The sequence below is a fragment of the Azospirillum sp. A26 genome (assembly GCF_042604635.1).
GTDB lineage: Bacteria > Pseudomonadota > Alphaproteobacteria > Azospirillales > Azospirillaceae > Azospirillum > Azospirillum palustre.
Map to the genome: position 1 here is coordinate 481,090 of NZ_CP170476.1, position 13,056 is coordinate 494,145.

Below are 13,056 nucleotides of genomic sequence, written 5' to 3' on the forward strand. Positions count from 1 at the left end.
TTCGATGTGCGGAGTGCGCGGCCTCTCCGGTCCCCCGCCGTGCGGGAGAGGAAGGGCCGCGCCGATGGCGCGCCGTTACGCCGTCGCCTGGATCGCGTCGGCGACGACGTTGAACAGCCGGTCGAGATCCTCGCGCTCGCTGATGAAATGCGGGCCGAACTGGAGGGTGTCGCCGCCGTAGCGCACGTAATAGCCGGCGTCCCAGCACTTCATGGCGATCTCGTAGGGCCGGCGCGCCGGCTCGCCCGGCAGGGCTGCGATGGTGACGGCGCCGGCAAGGCCGCAGTTGCGGATGTCGGCGACGTTCTTCAGCCCCTTCAGCCCGTGGATCAGCCCTTCGAAATGCGGCATCAGTGCCGCCGCCTTGTCGGCCAGCTTCTCGCGCTCGAACAGCTCCAGCGCGGCCAGGCCGGCGGCGCAGGCGACCGGGTGGGCGGAATAGGTGTAGCCGTGCGGGAACTCCACCAGATACTCAGGGCCGCCATTGTCCATGAAGGTCTGGTAGATCTCGTGGCTGGCGACCACCGCACCCATCGGCACGGCGCCGTTGGTCAGGCCCTTGGCGACGTTCATGATGTCGGGGACCACGCCGAAGTAATCGGCGCCGAAGGCGGTGCCCATGCGGCCGAAGCCGGTGATGACCTCGTCGAAGATCAGCAGGATGCCGTGCTTGGTGCAGATCTCGCGCAGGCGCTGGAGATAGCCCTTGGGCGGCGGCAGCACGCCGGCCGACCCGGCCATCGGCTCCACCACCACCGCGGCGATGTTGGAGGCGTCGTGCAGCGCCACCAGATCTTCCAGCGCGTCGGCCAGATGGGCACCCTCGTCCGGCATGCCCTTGGTGAACAGGTTCTGCGGCAGCAGGGTGTGCGGCAGATGGTCGGCATCGACGCCGGTGCCGAACAGCTTGCGGTTGCCGACGATGCCGCCCAGGCTAGTGCCGCCGAAATTGACGCCGTGATAGCCCTTCACCCGGCCGATCAGCTTGGTCTTGGCCGGCTGGCCCTTCATCCGCCAATAGGCCCGCGCCATCTTCAGCGAGGTGTCGGCGGCTTCCGACCCGGAATTGACGAAGAAGACATGGTCGAGCCCGGCCGGCGTCATCGAGGCCAGCTTGTGCGCCAGCTTGAAGGCGGCGGTGTGGCCGTGCTGGAAGGCCGGGCTGTAGTCGAGCGTGGCGATCTGCTGCGCCACCGCGTCGGCGATCTCGCGGCGGCAATGGCCGGCGCCGCTGCACCACAGGCCGGACAGGCTGTCATAGATCTTGCGGCCCTGCGCGTCCCAGTACCAGGCGCCCTCCGCCTTCGTCATGATGCGCGGGTTCTTCTTGAACTCGCGGTTGGCGGTGAAGGGCATCCAGTGCGCGTCAAGCTCCTCGCGCGTCAGTCCGGCAGCCGTGCCGAGGGCATGGGCTTGGTCGTTGTCGAGGGGGGCCATCCGCTGTTCTCCCGGTTCGATTGGGGGGGCGCATTGTCAGGGGCGCGTTCGGCAGCCAGTGTGAGCGGTTCCCGGTTGCCATCAAATCCAAAGTGGAAGAACTTCACGTAACCATCCGCTTAACTTTCCTTAGGCGACAGCATGAGCAAGCCGGCCCGGTCGATGGCCCCGATCAGCGATGCCGACATCCGGCTGCTGCGCGTGTTCCGGACGGTGGTGGAGTGCGGCGGCTTCTCCGCCGCCGAGGTGGAGCTGAACATCAGCCGCGCCGCGATCAGCCAGCATATGGCCGATCTGGAGCGCCGGCTCGGGCTGACGCTGTGCTGGCGCGGGCGGGCTGGCTTCCGGCTGACGGAGGAGGGGCGGCTGGCCTATGAGGCGAGCTTGCGCCTGCTTGCCAGCACCGAGAGCTTCCGCAGCGAGATCAACACGGTCCATCGCCGCCTGCGCGGCGAATTGAACATCGGCATCACCGACAACCTCGTCACCATGCCGCAGATGCGGGTGACCCACGCGCTGCGCGGCCTGAAGCAGCTGGCGCCGGAGGTCCGGGTCAACATCCGCATGATCCCGCCCAACGAGATCGAGCGCGGCGTGCTGGACGGGCAGCTGCATGTCGGCGTCGTCCCGGTCCGCCGGGGGCTGCCGGGGCTGGCCGGCCTGCCGCTCTACAGCGAGGAATCGCTGCTCTATTGCGGTGACGGCCATCCGCTGTTCGACCGTCCCGAGGACGCGGTGACGCGCGAGGATGTCGAGGCGGCCGACGCGGTGGCGCCGACCCAGGCGCAGCTTCCCCACGAGCTGAACAACACCGCGACGGCCACCGACCGCGAGGGGGTGGCGTTCCTGATCCTGACCGGATGCTATGTCGGCTTCCTGCCCATCCATTACGCGCGGCAATGGGTCGAGCGCGGCATGATGCGGGCGCTGCTGCCCGGCACCTACCGCCATGCCCTGGAGTTCCAGGTGGTGACCAAGAAGGGGGCCCAGCCCAATCTGGTGCTGGACCGCTTCCTGGAGGTCCTGCGCGGCAGCGGGACCGGGGAGGGCGTCTAGCTCTTCAGGCGCCGTGCGGCTGCGGGCTTGGCGTCCGGCACGTCCTCGCCCAGCGCGTGCAGGACGGCGCCGGCGGCCAGGGTGCGTTCCTCCTCGCCGATCTGCATCGTCACCGGGTCGCCGGTGGGGGGATCGCCGGTGGCGCCGGTCGCCGTCGCCTCGCGGGCGAAGCGGACCGTCACCTCGCGGTTGGCGAAGCGGATGCCCTCGCGGCGGAACAGGGCGTTGAGTTCCTGATAGACCCGCTTGCGGATCTCCCACTGGTCGCCGGGCCGGGTCATGAACTTGACGCGGAGGATCATCGCGGAATCCTCCATCTGGATGACGCCCTGCGATTTCAGCGGCTGGAGGAATTTCGGGCCCAGATCGGGGTCGTCGAGCAGCATCTGGCCAAGCTGCTTGATGTGCTTGCGCACCTTCTCGACATCGGTGTCGTAGGTGATGCGCAGCGGCAGCTTCATGATCACCCAGTCGCGCGAATAGTTGGTCAGCTGGTGGATCTCGCCAAAGGGCACGGTGTGCAGCGGGCCGCGATGGTGGCGCAGCTGCATCGAACGCACCGAGATCTTCTCCACCGTGCCGCGGATGGCGCCGATCTCGATGTATTCACCCTTGCGGAAGGCGTCATCGATCAGGAAGAAGGCGCCGGAGAAGATGTCGCGGATCAGCGTCTGCGCGCCGAAGCCGATGGCGATGCCGGCCACGCCCGCCCCGGCGAACAGCGGCGCGATGTTGACGCCGAGATCCATCAGGACGCTGAGCAGGATCGCGCCGAGGATCGACAGCAGGATGAAGTTGCGCACCAGCGGCAGCAGCGTCGCCAGCCGGCTGGCCGAGCCGTGGCCGCTGCCCTCGTCGCCGGGAATGACGCCGGGGGTCGGCCCCTCCTCGGCGATCCGGCGGTCGATCCAGATGCGGACGCCGTGATAGGCGACATAGCCGATCAGGCAGACCGTCATGATGCTGATGAGCTTGTCCGCCGCATCGCCGTGCATGCGCGGGATGTTCCACACCGACAGGGTCACCGCCACCCCGGCGGCGGCGGCGAGGATGCCCGCCACCCGCCGGGCCAGCGCCTCGTAGCTGTCGATGGCCGCCGGCCGGGGAGTGTCGGGGAATTGGCCGTCGCCGTCCGGCGCGCCCTCGCGGCCTTCCTCCAGCGGCCGCCACAGGGTGCGGCGATGGTGGAACAGCCATTCGGTGGCATAGGTGACGGTGGCATAGACGGCGAGGATCGCCGCGGCGACGGCATAGGCGCCGAGCAGCAGCGGCAGCTCGGTCGGCCAGCCCAGGATCAGGCGGTTGACCAGCGTCGCCAGGGCATAGGCGAAATAGACCAGGACGGCCGGAAACCACAGGCGCAGGGTCAGCCGCTCCAGCGGCGCCACCGTCGCCGCCGGCCGCCCGGCCAGGAAGGCGCGCTCCACCGTCTGGCGGTTGGCATAGAGCGCGCCGACCGTCGCCAGCACGGTGAGCAGCCCGAACAGCGCGACCAGCACCGCGTGCGGGTCGTAGGGCATGCCCAGCGCCTCCAGCCAGATGGTGCCGATCATCAGGGCGACGCCCACGGCGCCGCTGGCGGTCAGATCGCGCCGCAGCCGGCGCACCGCCGGGGCCACGCCGGCATCCGCCGCCGCCCCGGGCGGCATCACCAGCCGCCAGAACAGGGCGATGGCCCAGACCAGCAGATAGCCGGCCCCGGCGAGGATGACCGTCTTCTCGGTCATCGGCGTCGGTTCCGGCACCAGCGCGGTGGCGAGCCCGAACCCGATCAGCGTGGCAAGCAGCATGCCGACCAGCGTCAGCAGCGCGTGCGCCACCAGACGGGGAAAGCGGGCGGCCAGGATGGAGCCGCCCGGCCTCGGCTCGGCCGGGGGCGGCAGCAGGCGGCGGGCGACCGGCCGCTGATAGACCAGATGCTGCACCCCGTGGCCTGCCGCCATCAGGGCGAAGGTCAAGGCGATGACCTGGAGGAAATAGGCGGGCTCGCCGGTCGGGCTCTGGGCTTTCAGGGTGGCGACGATGGCCGATGGGATCGCCGGTGTGGCGCGCAGCCGCTTGGCGAGCTTGCCGCGGAACCCCGCCATGCGGTCGCGCCCCTCGCTGAGCATCAGCATCATCATGCCGTCGGCCGCAGTGGCGGCTGCGGAGGGCGGGGCGGGTGCGGCTGGGGCGGTAGTGGCGGGGGCCGTGGCCGGCGCCGGCGCAGGTGTGGCAGGCGGCGCCGCGGTCTGGGCCGACGCCTCGGCGAACGCCAAGCCGAGCGACAGCAACCCCAGCAGCATAATCAGCGTCGCCGCCCGGAGCCGTACCGGCCAGCGGAGACGCAAGGGAAAGGCGCGGGCGGGGAACGGAGGGGTCGGCATGGCCTTGCGTCGCGAAGCGTGGCGTTCGATCCGATGAGAGTAGCGTAGATCGCGCTGCCGGGAAGGGTCTCCGAAGGCTCCATCGCAGCAATTGCGACAGGGCGGGGTGGCCTCAGCTGACCAGCCCGGCGGCCAGATTGACGCCCAGCGCCAGCACCGCGGTGTTGAACAGGAAGGAGAGCGCGCCGTGCATCAGCACCAGACGGCGCATGCCGGCGCCGCGGGTGGTCACGTCGGACACCTGCGCGGTCATGCCGACGGTGAAGCTGAAATAGAGGAACTCCAGGTAATCCGGCGCGTCGTTGCCGGGAAAATCCAGGCTGCGTTCCTCGACCGACTTCCCACCCAGCCAATAATCATGGGCGTAATGCTGGGCGAAGAAGACATGCAGGAAGCCCCAGGACAGCAGGACCGTCACCCCCGACAGCACCGCCGCCATCCCTTCGTGCGGGGAGCCCTTGGCCGACACCAGTTCCGCCACGATGGCGACCAGCGCCGCGAGCGAGGCCAGCACCGCCCCGGCCAGCACCCCCCATTTGCCGGGATCGAGCAGTCTGGCCCGCCGGCGCATCGACGCCACCGTGGCCCGGCTCATCAGGATGCCGGCCAGCAGGATGTAGGCGGCGATCCCGCAATCCCAGCCGGTCAGCACCGCGGTGGTGGGGCGCAGCCAGACGGCGGCGAGGCCCCCGGCCAGCAGTGCTACGGCCAGCGCCCCGCTCAGCGACGGGCGGTTGCGCAGATGGGTCAGGCTGCCGCGCATGTGGTCTCCAGCGATGGCGTGCGGCGATGCGCACGCCCGTTCAGTTGGAGGCGGGGTAGAGCGGAAGCAAGGTCTGCTGGCGGCGCTGATAGCGTACCAATTCCAGCGCGGTCAGCGGCTGCGCCCCGGCCGCCCGGCAGGCATCGGCCACCTCGAACATCAGCGCCTGCTGGTGGAACAGGGTGGCGTAGGCGTCGCCCAGCTTGAACTCCGGGTCCCACATGTGGATGGCCTCGGCCCCGGCGCCGTTCACCTCGATGATGCGGAAATCCTCGCCCACCGCCAGCCGCTCCACCGAGGCGAAGCGCACGTCGAAGCGGCCGAAATGGAAGCCCGGCATCTGGTCGGCGATCTCGTCGAAGCGCGCGGTCAGGGTCGCGGTGACATGGCCGCAGGCATCCTTGTAGAGGCCGCCGACACGGCTGCTGCCGACCAGCGACAGCCGCACCGTGCGCCCGGCCTCCGGTACCTCGTCCAGCCGGTCGGCCAGCGCCTCGTGGTGCAGCTCGGATTTCCAGGAGGCGCGCGGATCGGCGGCGATCAGCTGGCGCAGGGTGGAGCGGCCGTCGCCCACCACATGCGGGTAATAGCGGAAGGTCATGGAGAAGATGCGCCCGTGCCGTTCCCCCGGCTTGCGGACGTAGAAGATGCCGGCCTCGCCGGCGTAAGCCACATGCTCCTGCAGGATCAGCTTAACGTCGGCCGGGAAGCCGCGGAGATAGGTGTGGAGATCGGCGGCGTCGCGCACCAGCCGCACGCCGATGCCGCGCCAGCCGATGTCCGGCTTGGCGACCAGCGGGAAGGACAGGCCGGCGCCCGACGCCAGCGACTCCAGTTGCGCCGGGGTCAGCGACGGGCGGTTGACCAGGGCGACGGATTTCGCCGCCCATTGGCGCGCTTGCGGTCCGATCAGGTCCATGCAGGCGATCTTCGACTCGCCGAGCAGCCCGCCCGCCTCGATCGACGGGTTGGCGGCGGTCGGCAGCGACAGGCTGCGGTAGCGGACGCCGAGCGCCAGCCACTGTGCCACCAGCGGGATGTAGAACAGCAGCGGCGGGATGCGCTCCGCCCAGCCGATGGTCGGGGCGCCGGCCGGCACCACCGGCAGGCCGGGCAGGGCGATGGCGCGCGGGGTCGGGCTGCCGTGCAGCGCGTCGCGCAGGGCCTCGGGCAGCAGCGGTTCCAGCACCGCCCGGATGCGGGCGAACAGCGCGCGGACGATGGACTGTGCCCGCTTGGTGCGCAGGATCATCAGCAGCGCGGCGCAGCCGATGCCGATCACCTGCACCTGGATCGCCGCCGCTTCGAGCGACGAGGTCATCAGGGTCAGCAGCAGCCCGACATGCACCCCGGCGGTCGCCAGCGTGATGGCGATGAAGCGCAGGAACGGCACCCGCATCACCCCGCAGGCGAAGTAGGTCGGGAACAAGACGCCGGGAACCAGCCGGCAAGTCACCAGGGTCGGCAACAGGTTCCTCTGCAAGGCTCCGCGGCAGCGTTCAAGCATAGGACCTTCGGTCCGCCGCCGGATCCAATTGATCCGCAGGGACAATAGTCCAAGGACATAAATGAACAAATCGCCGATAACAATCCCACACAGCAGGGTGATGGCGGTCACGCCGATGCTGACGGTGCCGACGCTGACGAGGCTCGCTCCAACCGCAATTGCAACGTCTTCGTGCAGAAGCGTAAGCAAAGCAAGGCCCAGCAACAGGGGAAAACCGGCGAAAGCGGTTATTGGTTGCAATGCAGCAAACACGTGCGGTCTGTCCGTTGGGTAGGGGGCGGTTACGGTGCCGTCGGCAAAATTGCATAGGAAATGGTAAGCTTCACGTTAAAACTTTTATGGAACCGTGCGACATAGCGACTGTTTCTTTTGAGCCATATAGAAAAGTTATGGCTATGATAGAAAATATGTGTTTGCAGCTATGGCGCCGGCGCGGCAGAGTGCGTTTCAATCGATGGCCGGCCGACCGACTGCCCGATGACCAGCCGGTTGGACGGTGGCCCATCGATGACCGGCGGATCAACCGCCCTGTGACACGACCAGGAGACGCACCGTGCAGAGCATCCAGTGGGACGACGCCTTCCTCCTTGAAGCCCAACTGACCGAGGATGAGAAGCTGGTGCGCGACAGCGCCCGTGCCTACTGCCAGGACCGGTTGCAGCCCCGTGTCATCTCCGCCTTCCGCGAGGAGCGGTTCGACCGCGAGATCATGACCGAGATGGGCGAGCTGGGCCTGCTCGGTCCGACCATCCCGGAGGAGTATGGCGGGCCGGGCGTCAGCCACGTCGCCTACGGTCTGGTTGCACGCGAGGTCGAGCGGGTGGACAGCGGCTACCGCTCCGCCATGTCGGTGCAGTCCTCGCTGGTCATGCACCCGATTTATTCGTACGGCAGCGAAGAGCAGAAGAAGAAGTGGCTGCCGCGTCTGGCCACCGGCGAGCTGATCGGCTGCTTCGGCCTGACCGAGCCGGACCACGGCTCCGACCCCGGCGGCATGAAGACCCGCGCCACCAAGGTCGACGGCGGCTATCTGCTGTCGGGCTCCAAGATGTGGATCACCAACTCCCCCATCGCCGACCTCGCCGTCGTCTGGGCGAAGTCGGACGCCCATGACAACAAGATCAAGGGCTTCGTGGTCGAGCGCGGGACCAAGGGCTTCTCCACGCCGAAGATCGAGGGCAAGCTGTCGCTGCGCTCGTCGGTCACCGGCGAGATCGTGCTGGACGAGGCCTTCGTCCCCGACGAGAACCTGCTGCCCAACGTGTCGGGCCTCGGCGGTCCGTTCGGCTGCCTGAACAAGGCGCGCTACGGCATCGCCTGGGGCGTGCTGGGGGCCGCGGAGTTCTGCTGGCACGCCGCCCGCCAGTACACGCTGGACCGCAAGCAGTTCGGCCGTCCGCTGGCCCAGACCCAGCTGGTCCAGAAGAAGCTGGCCGACATGATGACGGAGATCACGCTGGGCCTCCAGGCCTGCCTGCGCGTCGGCCGCATGATGGACGACGGCAGCTGGTCGCCGGAAGCGATCTCGCTGATCAAGCGCAACAACTGCGGCAAGGCGCTCGACATCGCCCGCGTCGCCCGCGACATGCACGGCGGCAACGGCATCTCCGAAGAGTTCCAAGTCATCCGCCACATGGTGAACCTGGAGACGGTGAACACCTACGAAGGCACCCACGACGTCCACGCCCTGATCCTGGGCCGGGCGCAGACGGGCCTCCAGGCGTTCTTCTAAGGCTGTAAGGTCGCAAAACCCCTCCCCCGCCCCGGGAGAGGGAGGGACCCGCCGTGAAACGGCGGGAGGGTGAGGGACGCTCCGAGGATCGGTGTGGTTGCGGGTCGCTCGGAGCGATCCTGTCCTTTCCCGCCCGACAGCGTCGGGTCTTCCCTCCTTCTCCCGGGGCGGGAGAGGGCGTCTTTACGCCGCTCTCACCTCTCCGTTCGCCTGCTGGCGCACCTCGGTCAGGAAGCGCTCCACCTCGGCGGCCAGGGCGCGGGTCTGGCCGGACAGGCCGCGGGCGGCATCCTGGACGCCGAGCGCGGTGCTGCCGGCGCTCTCCGCCGTCTGGGCCAGGGCTGCGATGGTGGCCGACACGTCCTGGGTGCCGAGTGCGGCCATCTCCACCGCCCGCGCGATCTCCTGGGTGGCGGCGTTCTGTTCCTGCACCGACTGGGTGATGGTGCCGGAAATGCCGTCGATCTCGGTGATGGTCGAACCGATGGCGCCGATGGCGTCGGCGGCTTCGCGGGTCACCGACTGCATAGCGTTGACCTGGGCGGCGATCTCGTCGGTGGCCTTGGCGGTCTGGTCGGCCAGACCCTTCACCTCGGTCGCCACCACGGCAAAGCCCTTGCCGGCCTCGCCCGCCCGCGCCGCCTCGATGGTGGCGTTCAGTGCCAGCAGGTTGGTCTGCTTGGCGATGGCGTGGATCAGCCCGATCACCTGACCGATGCGCTCGGCGTTGGCGATCAGCCCCTGGACGGTGGCGTTGGTGCGGTCGGTGTGGGACACCGCCTCGCCGGCGATGCGGGCGGAATGGCCGACCTGATCGGAAATGCCGCCAATGGAGCTGGCGAGTTCGGTCGCCGCCGCCGCGGCGGAGCGGACGTTGGACTGGATGTCGTCGGATTCGCGGGCGACGTTGCGGGTCTGGCTGGTCGCCTCGCCCACCACCGCGGCCATGCGGTCGGCGCTGTCGGCCATGCCGGCGGACGACTCGGCGATGCCCTCGACCAGACGCTTCACCGTGCCCTGGAACCGGTCGGCGAGGTCGAGCAAGGCGGCCCGCTTGGCGGCTTCCGCCTTGGCGTCGGCTTCGGCCTGGGCCGCGTGCATGCGCTCGATGGCGCGGGCGTTGTCGCGGAAGACGGTGACCGAGCCGGCCATGGCGCCGATCTCGTCGGAGCGGCCGTTGCCGGGCACCTCGACCGTCGTGTCGCCGTCGGCCAGCTTCGCCATCGCCGCCGACATGGCGCGCAGCGGGCGGATGACGATGCGGCCGAGCAGGACGTTGAGCAGGGCGATCTGCACCACCAGCGCGATCAGGCAGATGGCGATCTGGTTGCGCATCTGGGTGGCGATGGCGTCGATCTGCTGGTCCAGGCTCCAGGCGATCTGGAGGGCGCCGACCAGCCGGTTGCTCTTGCCGGTCACCACCGGCACCGTCACCACGATGTGGCCGTTGGCCGGGCGGGTCTGCGCGCCCTTGCCGGCCAGCACCGCCTCGATCAGGTCCTGGTCGGCCTTCAGGTCGTATTTGGCGAAGCGCTGGTTGGAGAAGTCGGCGAGCGTGCCGCCGGATGTCGCCGCCCGCAGCGAGGCGAGTTGCACCTCGCTGCTGTCGGCCAGCGGCATGAACTCCGTCTCGATGGAGGCGCCGTCTCCGGCGACGAAGCTGGTCTTGGTGGCGTTGGCCAGCATGTCCGTCTTGACGCGGGCGTCGTGCGTGGCGAGCCGCACCGCGTCGTCATACTGCATCTTGGCCTGAAGCCCCATGATGACGATGAAGCCGCCGACGATGGCGGCGACGAAGGCCGCCGTCACCTTCCGCCCCACGCTCCAGAACCGTCGCGGCCGGGATGCGGCCGCCTTGTCCACTGCCATGCTCTTGCCCCTTCCCGTGCCGCCTCCGCTTCCCGCCCGGCCGCCTGCCACGGAGGCACCCGCAAAGGCACCCATGGAGGCACGACGCAGGGCACGGCGAAGCACCGCCGGCAAGGCCGGCGTCCGCCACAAAAGCGTCAACGAATTGCAAAATTTAAATGATATTGTAACCGCATATCATGGTCTGCACCATGATCTTCTTCTCTGACTTTCGGAAGATTGCCAGTTGTCGCGGCAATCCCAAAGTCTTGGTCCAGCCTGGACAAAGTGAAGGCGCCGCCGTCGCTTGGACGAAGCGGCGCCTTTTCATGCCGGAAATTTCAAAAATCCGGCTTCAGTTCTTTTTATCTGTGCTTTTCCGGAGCGGATTCAGCCGCGGGCCGGGGTGCGCTCACGCCAGCCGAAGGGGCCGGCAGTCTCGTACAACCAAGGATACTGGTTGACCATGCGCCGTGCGATGGCGATGCGGTGTGCGGTCAGCGTGATCAGCCCGATCACCACCGTGTGGACGATAAAGCCCCACAGCGATAGGAGCTGCTCGCCGAACAGGCCCCAGGCGAGGAAGCGGTCGCCCACCCCCAGCAGCAGCGAGTAGGCCAGCACGCTGGAGACCGGCTTCCACCCCTCCGCCAGCGTCTGCCCGGTCAGCACGCCGCAGCCGCCGAACACCAGAAGCGTCAGGAACACGAACACCGGAACGGAGGAGCCAAGGATCGTTTCCATCTCAGTGTCCCCCTTCCAGATAGGCCGCGCGAACCTCCGGGTCGGCCAGAAGCTGCGCCCCCGTCCCCGTCATCGTGATCTTGCCCGTCACCATCACATAGGCCCGGTGCGCCAGCTTCAGCGCATGGAAGGCGTTCTGCTCGACCATGAACACCGTCATCTTCTGTTCCCGGTTGATCTCCTGGATCACCTGGAAGATCTGCTTCACGATCAGCGGCGCCAGTCCCAGCGACGGCTCGTCCAGCAGCAGCAGACGCGGCTGGCTCATCAAGGCCCGGCCGATCGCCAGCATCTGCTGCTCGCCGCCCGACATCGTCCCGGCGCGCTGGTTGATGCGCTCCTTCAGCCGCGGGAACAGCGTCAGCACCCGCTCAAGCTCGCGCTCGAAGCTGCCGGGCTGGGCGACGATGGAGCCCATCTGCAGGTTCTCCAGCACCGTCATGCGCGGGAAGATGCGACGGCCTTCCGGAGACTGGGCGATGCCGCGCCGCACGATCTCGTGGGTGGGCAGGTCGGTGATGTCCTCGCCCTCGAAGAACACCCGGCCCTGGCGCGCCCGCGGACTGCCGCAGATCGTCATCAGCAGCGTCGACTTGCCGGCCCCGTTGGCGCCGATCAGCGAGACGATCTCGCCGGCGCCGATCTCGATGTCGATGCCCTTCAGCGCCTCGATGGCGCCGTAGAAGGTGTGGACGCCCGATACCTTCAACATGGCTCAGGCTCCCTTCTGGCCGGCGGTGGGCGCGATGTTCAGGTCGGCGGCGATCTCCGGCGGCAGGGCTTCGTCCTCGTCCTCGCCCAGATAGGCGCGGATCACCGCCGGGTCGTTCTTCACATGCTCCGGATCGCCGTCGGAAATCTTCCGGCCATAGTCCAGCACCACCACATGGTCGGAAATGCGCATCACCACGCTCATGTCATGCTCGATCAGCAACACGCCGGTGCGGTGGCCCTGCGGCGTCTGCACGTCGCGGATGAAGGTCAGGATCTCGGCCAGCTCCCCCGACTCGCGCGGGTTCAGGCCGGCCGCCGGCTCGTCCAGGCACAGCAGCACCGGCTCGGTGCACATCGCCCGCGCGATCTCCAGCCGGCGCTGGGCGCCGTAGGGCAGGTTGCCGGCTTCCCAGTCGGCGAACTCGGTCAGGCGGACCCGGTCCAGCCAGTATTTCGCCAGCTCCACCGCCTCATGCTCGGCCTTGCGGAAACCGGGCAGGCCGAGCAGGCCGGCGATGGCGAAGCCCGACGCCCGCATCAGCTTGTTGTGCTGGGCGACGATCAAATTCTCCAGGACGCTCATGCCGCTGAACAGCCGGATGTTCTGGAAGGTGCGCGCCACGCCCGCCAGCTGGGCGATGCGGTAGCCCGGCATCCGCTCCAGCAGGAACTCCTTGCCGGCCGGGTGGCGTAGCGTCAGCCGCCCCACGGTCGGGGTGTAGAAGCCGGTGACGCAGTTGAACAGCGTCGTCTTGCCGGCGCCGTTCGGGCCGATCAGCGCGGTGATCTCGCCCGCCCGCGCCTCGAACGACACGTCGTTGTTCGCCACCAGACCGCCGAAACGCATGGTCAGGTGTTCGACGCTCAGCAAGGGCTTATCGGTATTCAT

The 13,056-nt window shown here is 68.4% G+C and carries 10 protein-coding genes; 2 read left to right on the plus strand and 8 right to left on the minus strand.

All coding sequences use genetic code 11. The features are described 5' to 3' along the window. Nucleotides 1–75: 75 nt before the first annotated feature. Nucleotides 76–1,437 (minus strand): aspartate aminotransferase family protein, encoded by a 1,362-nt coding sequence (locus ABNQ39_RS33100; protein ID WP_376966540.1) that lies wholly within the window; start codon nt 1,435–1,437, stop codon nt 76–78. A 141-nt stretch (nt 1,438–1,578) separates the two neighbouring features. On the opposite strand from ABNQ39_RS33100, the gene ABNQ39_RS33105 reads away from it, so the two are divergent. Beyond that, nucleotides 1,579–2,493 (plus strand): LysR family transcriptional regulator, encoded by a 915-nt coding sequence (locus ABNQ39_RS33105; RefSeq protein ID WP_376966542.1) that lies wholly within the window; start codon nt 1,579–1,581, stop codon nt 2,491–2,493. On the opposite strand, the gene ABNQ39_RS33110 is transcribed toward ABNQ39_RS33105, so the two are convergent. The 3 genes from ABNQ39_RS33110 to ABNQ39_RS33120 form a co-directional block, all read right to left on the minus strand. Beyond that, the gene (locus ABNQ39_RS33110; RefSeq protein WP_376966544.1) at nt 2,490–4,859 is read right to left on the minus strand and encodes a mechanosensitive ion channel domain-containing protein; all 2,370 of its coding nucleotides are present in this window, start codon (nt 4,857–4,859) and stop codon (nt 2,490–2,492) included. The two genes, ABNQ39_RS33105 and ABNQ39_RS33110, sit on opposite strands and share 4 nt — an antisense overlap. A 112-nt stretch (nt 4,860–4,971) precedes the next feature. Next, nucleotides 4,972–5,622, minus strand: coding sequence for a DUF1345 domain-containing protein (locus ABNQ39_RS33115; RefSeq protein ID WP_376966546.1), 651 nt, complete (start codon nt 5,620–5,622; stop codon nt 4,972–4,974). A gap of 40 nt (nt 5,623–5,662) precedes the next feature. Next, nucleotides 5,663–7,381 carry a VTT domain-containing protein gene (locus ABNQ39_RS33120; RefSeq protein ID WP_376966548.1) on the minus strand — a complete coding sequence of 573 codons (1,719 nt, stop codon included), beginning with the start codon at nt 7,379–7,381 and terminating at the stop codon, nt 5,663–5,665. A 301-nt stretch (nt 7,382–7,682) separates the two neighbouring features. Between ABNQ39_RS33120 and ABNQ39_RS33125 the strand changes: the two genes are divergently transcribed. Beyond that, complete coding sequence (locus tag ABNQ39_RS33125; RefSeq protein ID WP_376966550.1) at nt 7,683–8,861, plus strand: acyl-CoA dehydrogenase; 1,179 nt, start codon at nt 7,683–7,685, stop codon at nt 8,859–8,861. Nucleotides 8,862–9,044: 183 nt separating this feature from the next. Here ABNQ39_RS33125 and ABNQ39_RS33130 read toward each other — a convergent pair whose 3' ends face one another. From ABNQ39_RS33130 to ABNQ39_RS33145, 4 genes are all read right to left on the minus strand, one after another. Next, a complete protein-coding gene (locus ABNQ39_RS33130; protein ID WP_376966552.1) occupies nt 9,045–10,730 on the minus strand; it encodes a methyl-accepting chemotaxis protein in 1,686 nt (561 codons plus the stop codon). Between the two features lie 369 nt (nt 10,731–11,099). Next, nucleotides 11,100–11,453, minus strand: coding sequence for a DUF6867 family protein (locus ABNQ39_RS33135; RefSeq protein WP_376966554.1), 354 nt, complete (start codon nt 11,451–11,453; stop codon nt 11,100–11,102). A gap of 1 nt (nt 11,454) precedes the next feature. Further along, a complete protein-coding gene (locus ABNQ39_RS33140) occupies nt 11,455–12,165 on the minus strand; it encodes an ABC transporter ATP-binding protein (RefSeq protein WP_014189439.1) in 711 nt (236 codons plus the stop codon). Between the two features lie 3 nt (nt 12,166–12,168). Then, nucleotides 12,169–13,056, minus strand: a complete 888-nt coding sequence (locus tag ABNQ39_RS33145) for an ABC transporter ATP-binding protein (RefSeq protein WP_376965401.1) — start codon at nt 13,054–13,056, stop codon at nt 12,169–12,171.

Coding starts and splice junctions, on each gene's coding strand:
- ABNQ39_RS33100 (WP_376966540.1), bottom strand. CDS start 1,437: ATGGCCCCCCTCGACAACGACCAAGCCCATGCCCTCGGCACGGCTGCC.
- ABNQ39_RS33145 (WP_376965401.1), bottom strand. CDS start 13,056: ATGAATACCGATAAGCCCTTGCTGAGCGTCGAACACCTGACCATGCGT.
- ABNQ39_RS33130 (WP_376966552.1), bottom strand. CDS start 10,730: ATGGCAGTGGACAAGGCGGCCGCATCCCGGCCGCGACGGTTCTGGAGC.
- ABNQ39_RS33135 (WP_376966554.1), bottom strand. CDS start 11,453: ATGGAAACGATCCTTGGCTCCTCCGTTCCGGTGTTCGTGTTCCTGACG.
- ABNQ39_RS33140 (WP_014189439.1), bottom strand. CDS start 12,165: ATGTTGAAGGTATCGGGCGTCCACACCTTCTACGGCGCCATCGAGGCG.
- ABNQ39_RS33110 (WP_376966544.1), bottom strand. CDS start 4,859: ATGCCGACCCCTCCGTTCCCCGCCCGCGCCTTTCCCTTGCGTCTCCGC.
- ABNQ39_RS33105 (WP_376966542.1), top strand. CDS start 1,579: ATGAGCAAGCCGGCCCGGTCGATGGCCCCGATCAGCGATGCCGACATC.
- ABNQ39_RS33115 (WP_376966546.1), bottom strand. CDS start 5,622: ATGCGCGGCAGCCTGACCCATCTGCGCAACCGCCCGTCGCTGAGCGGG.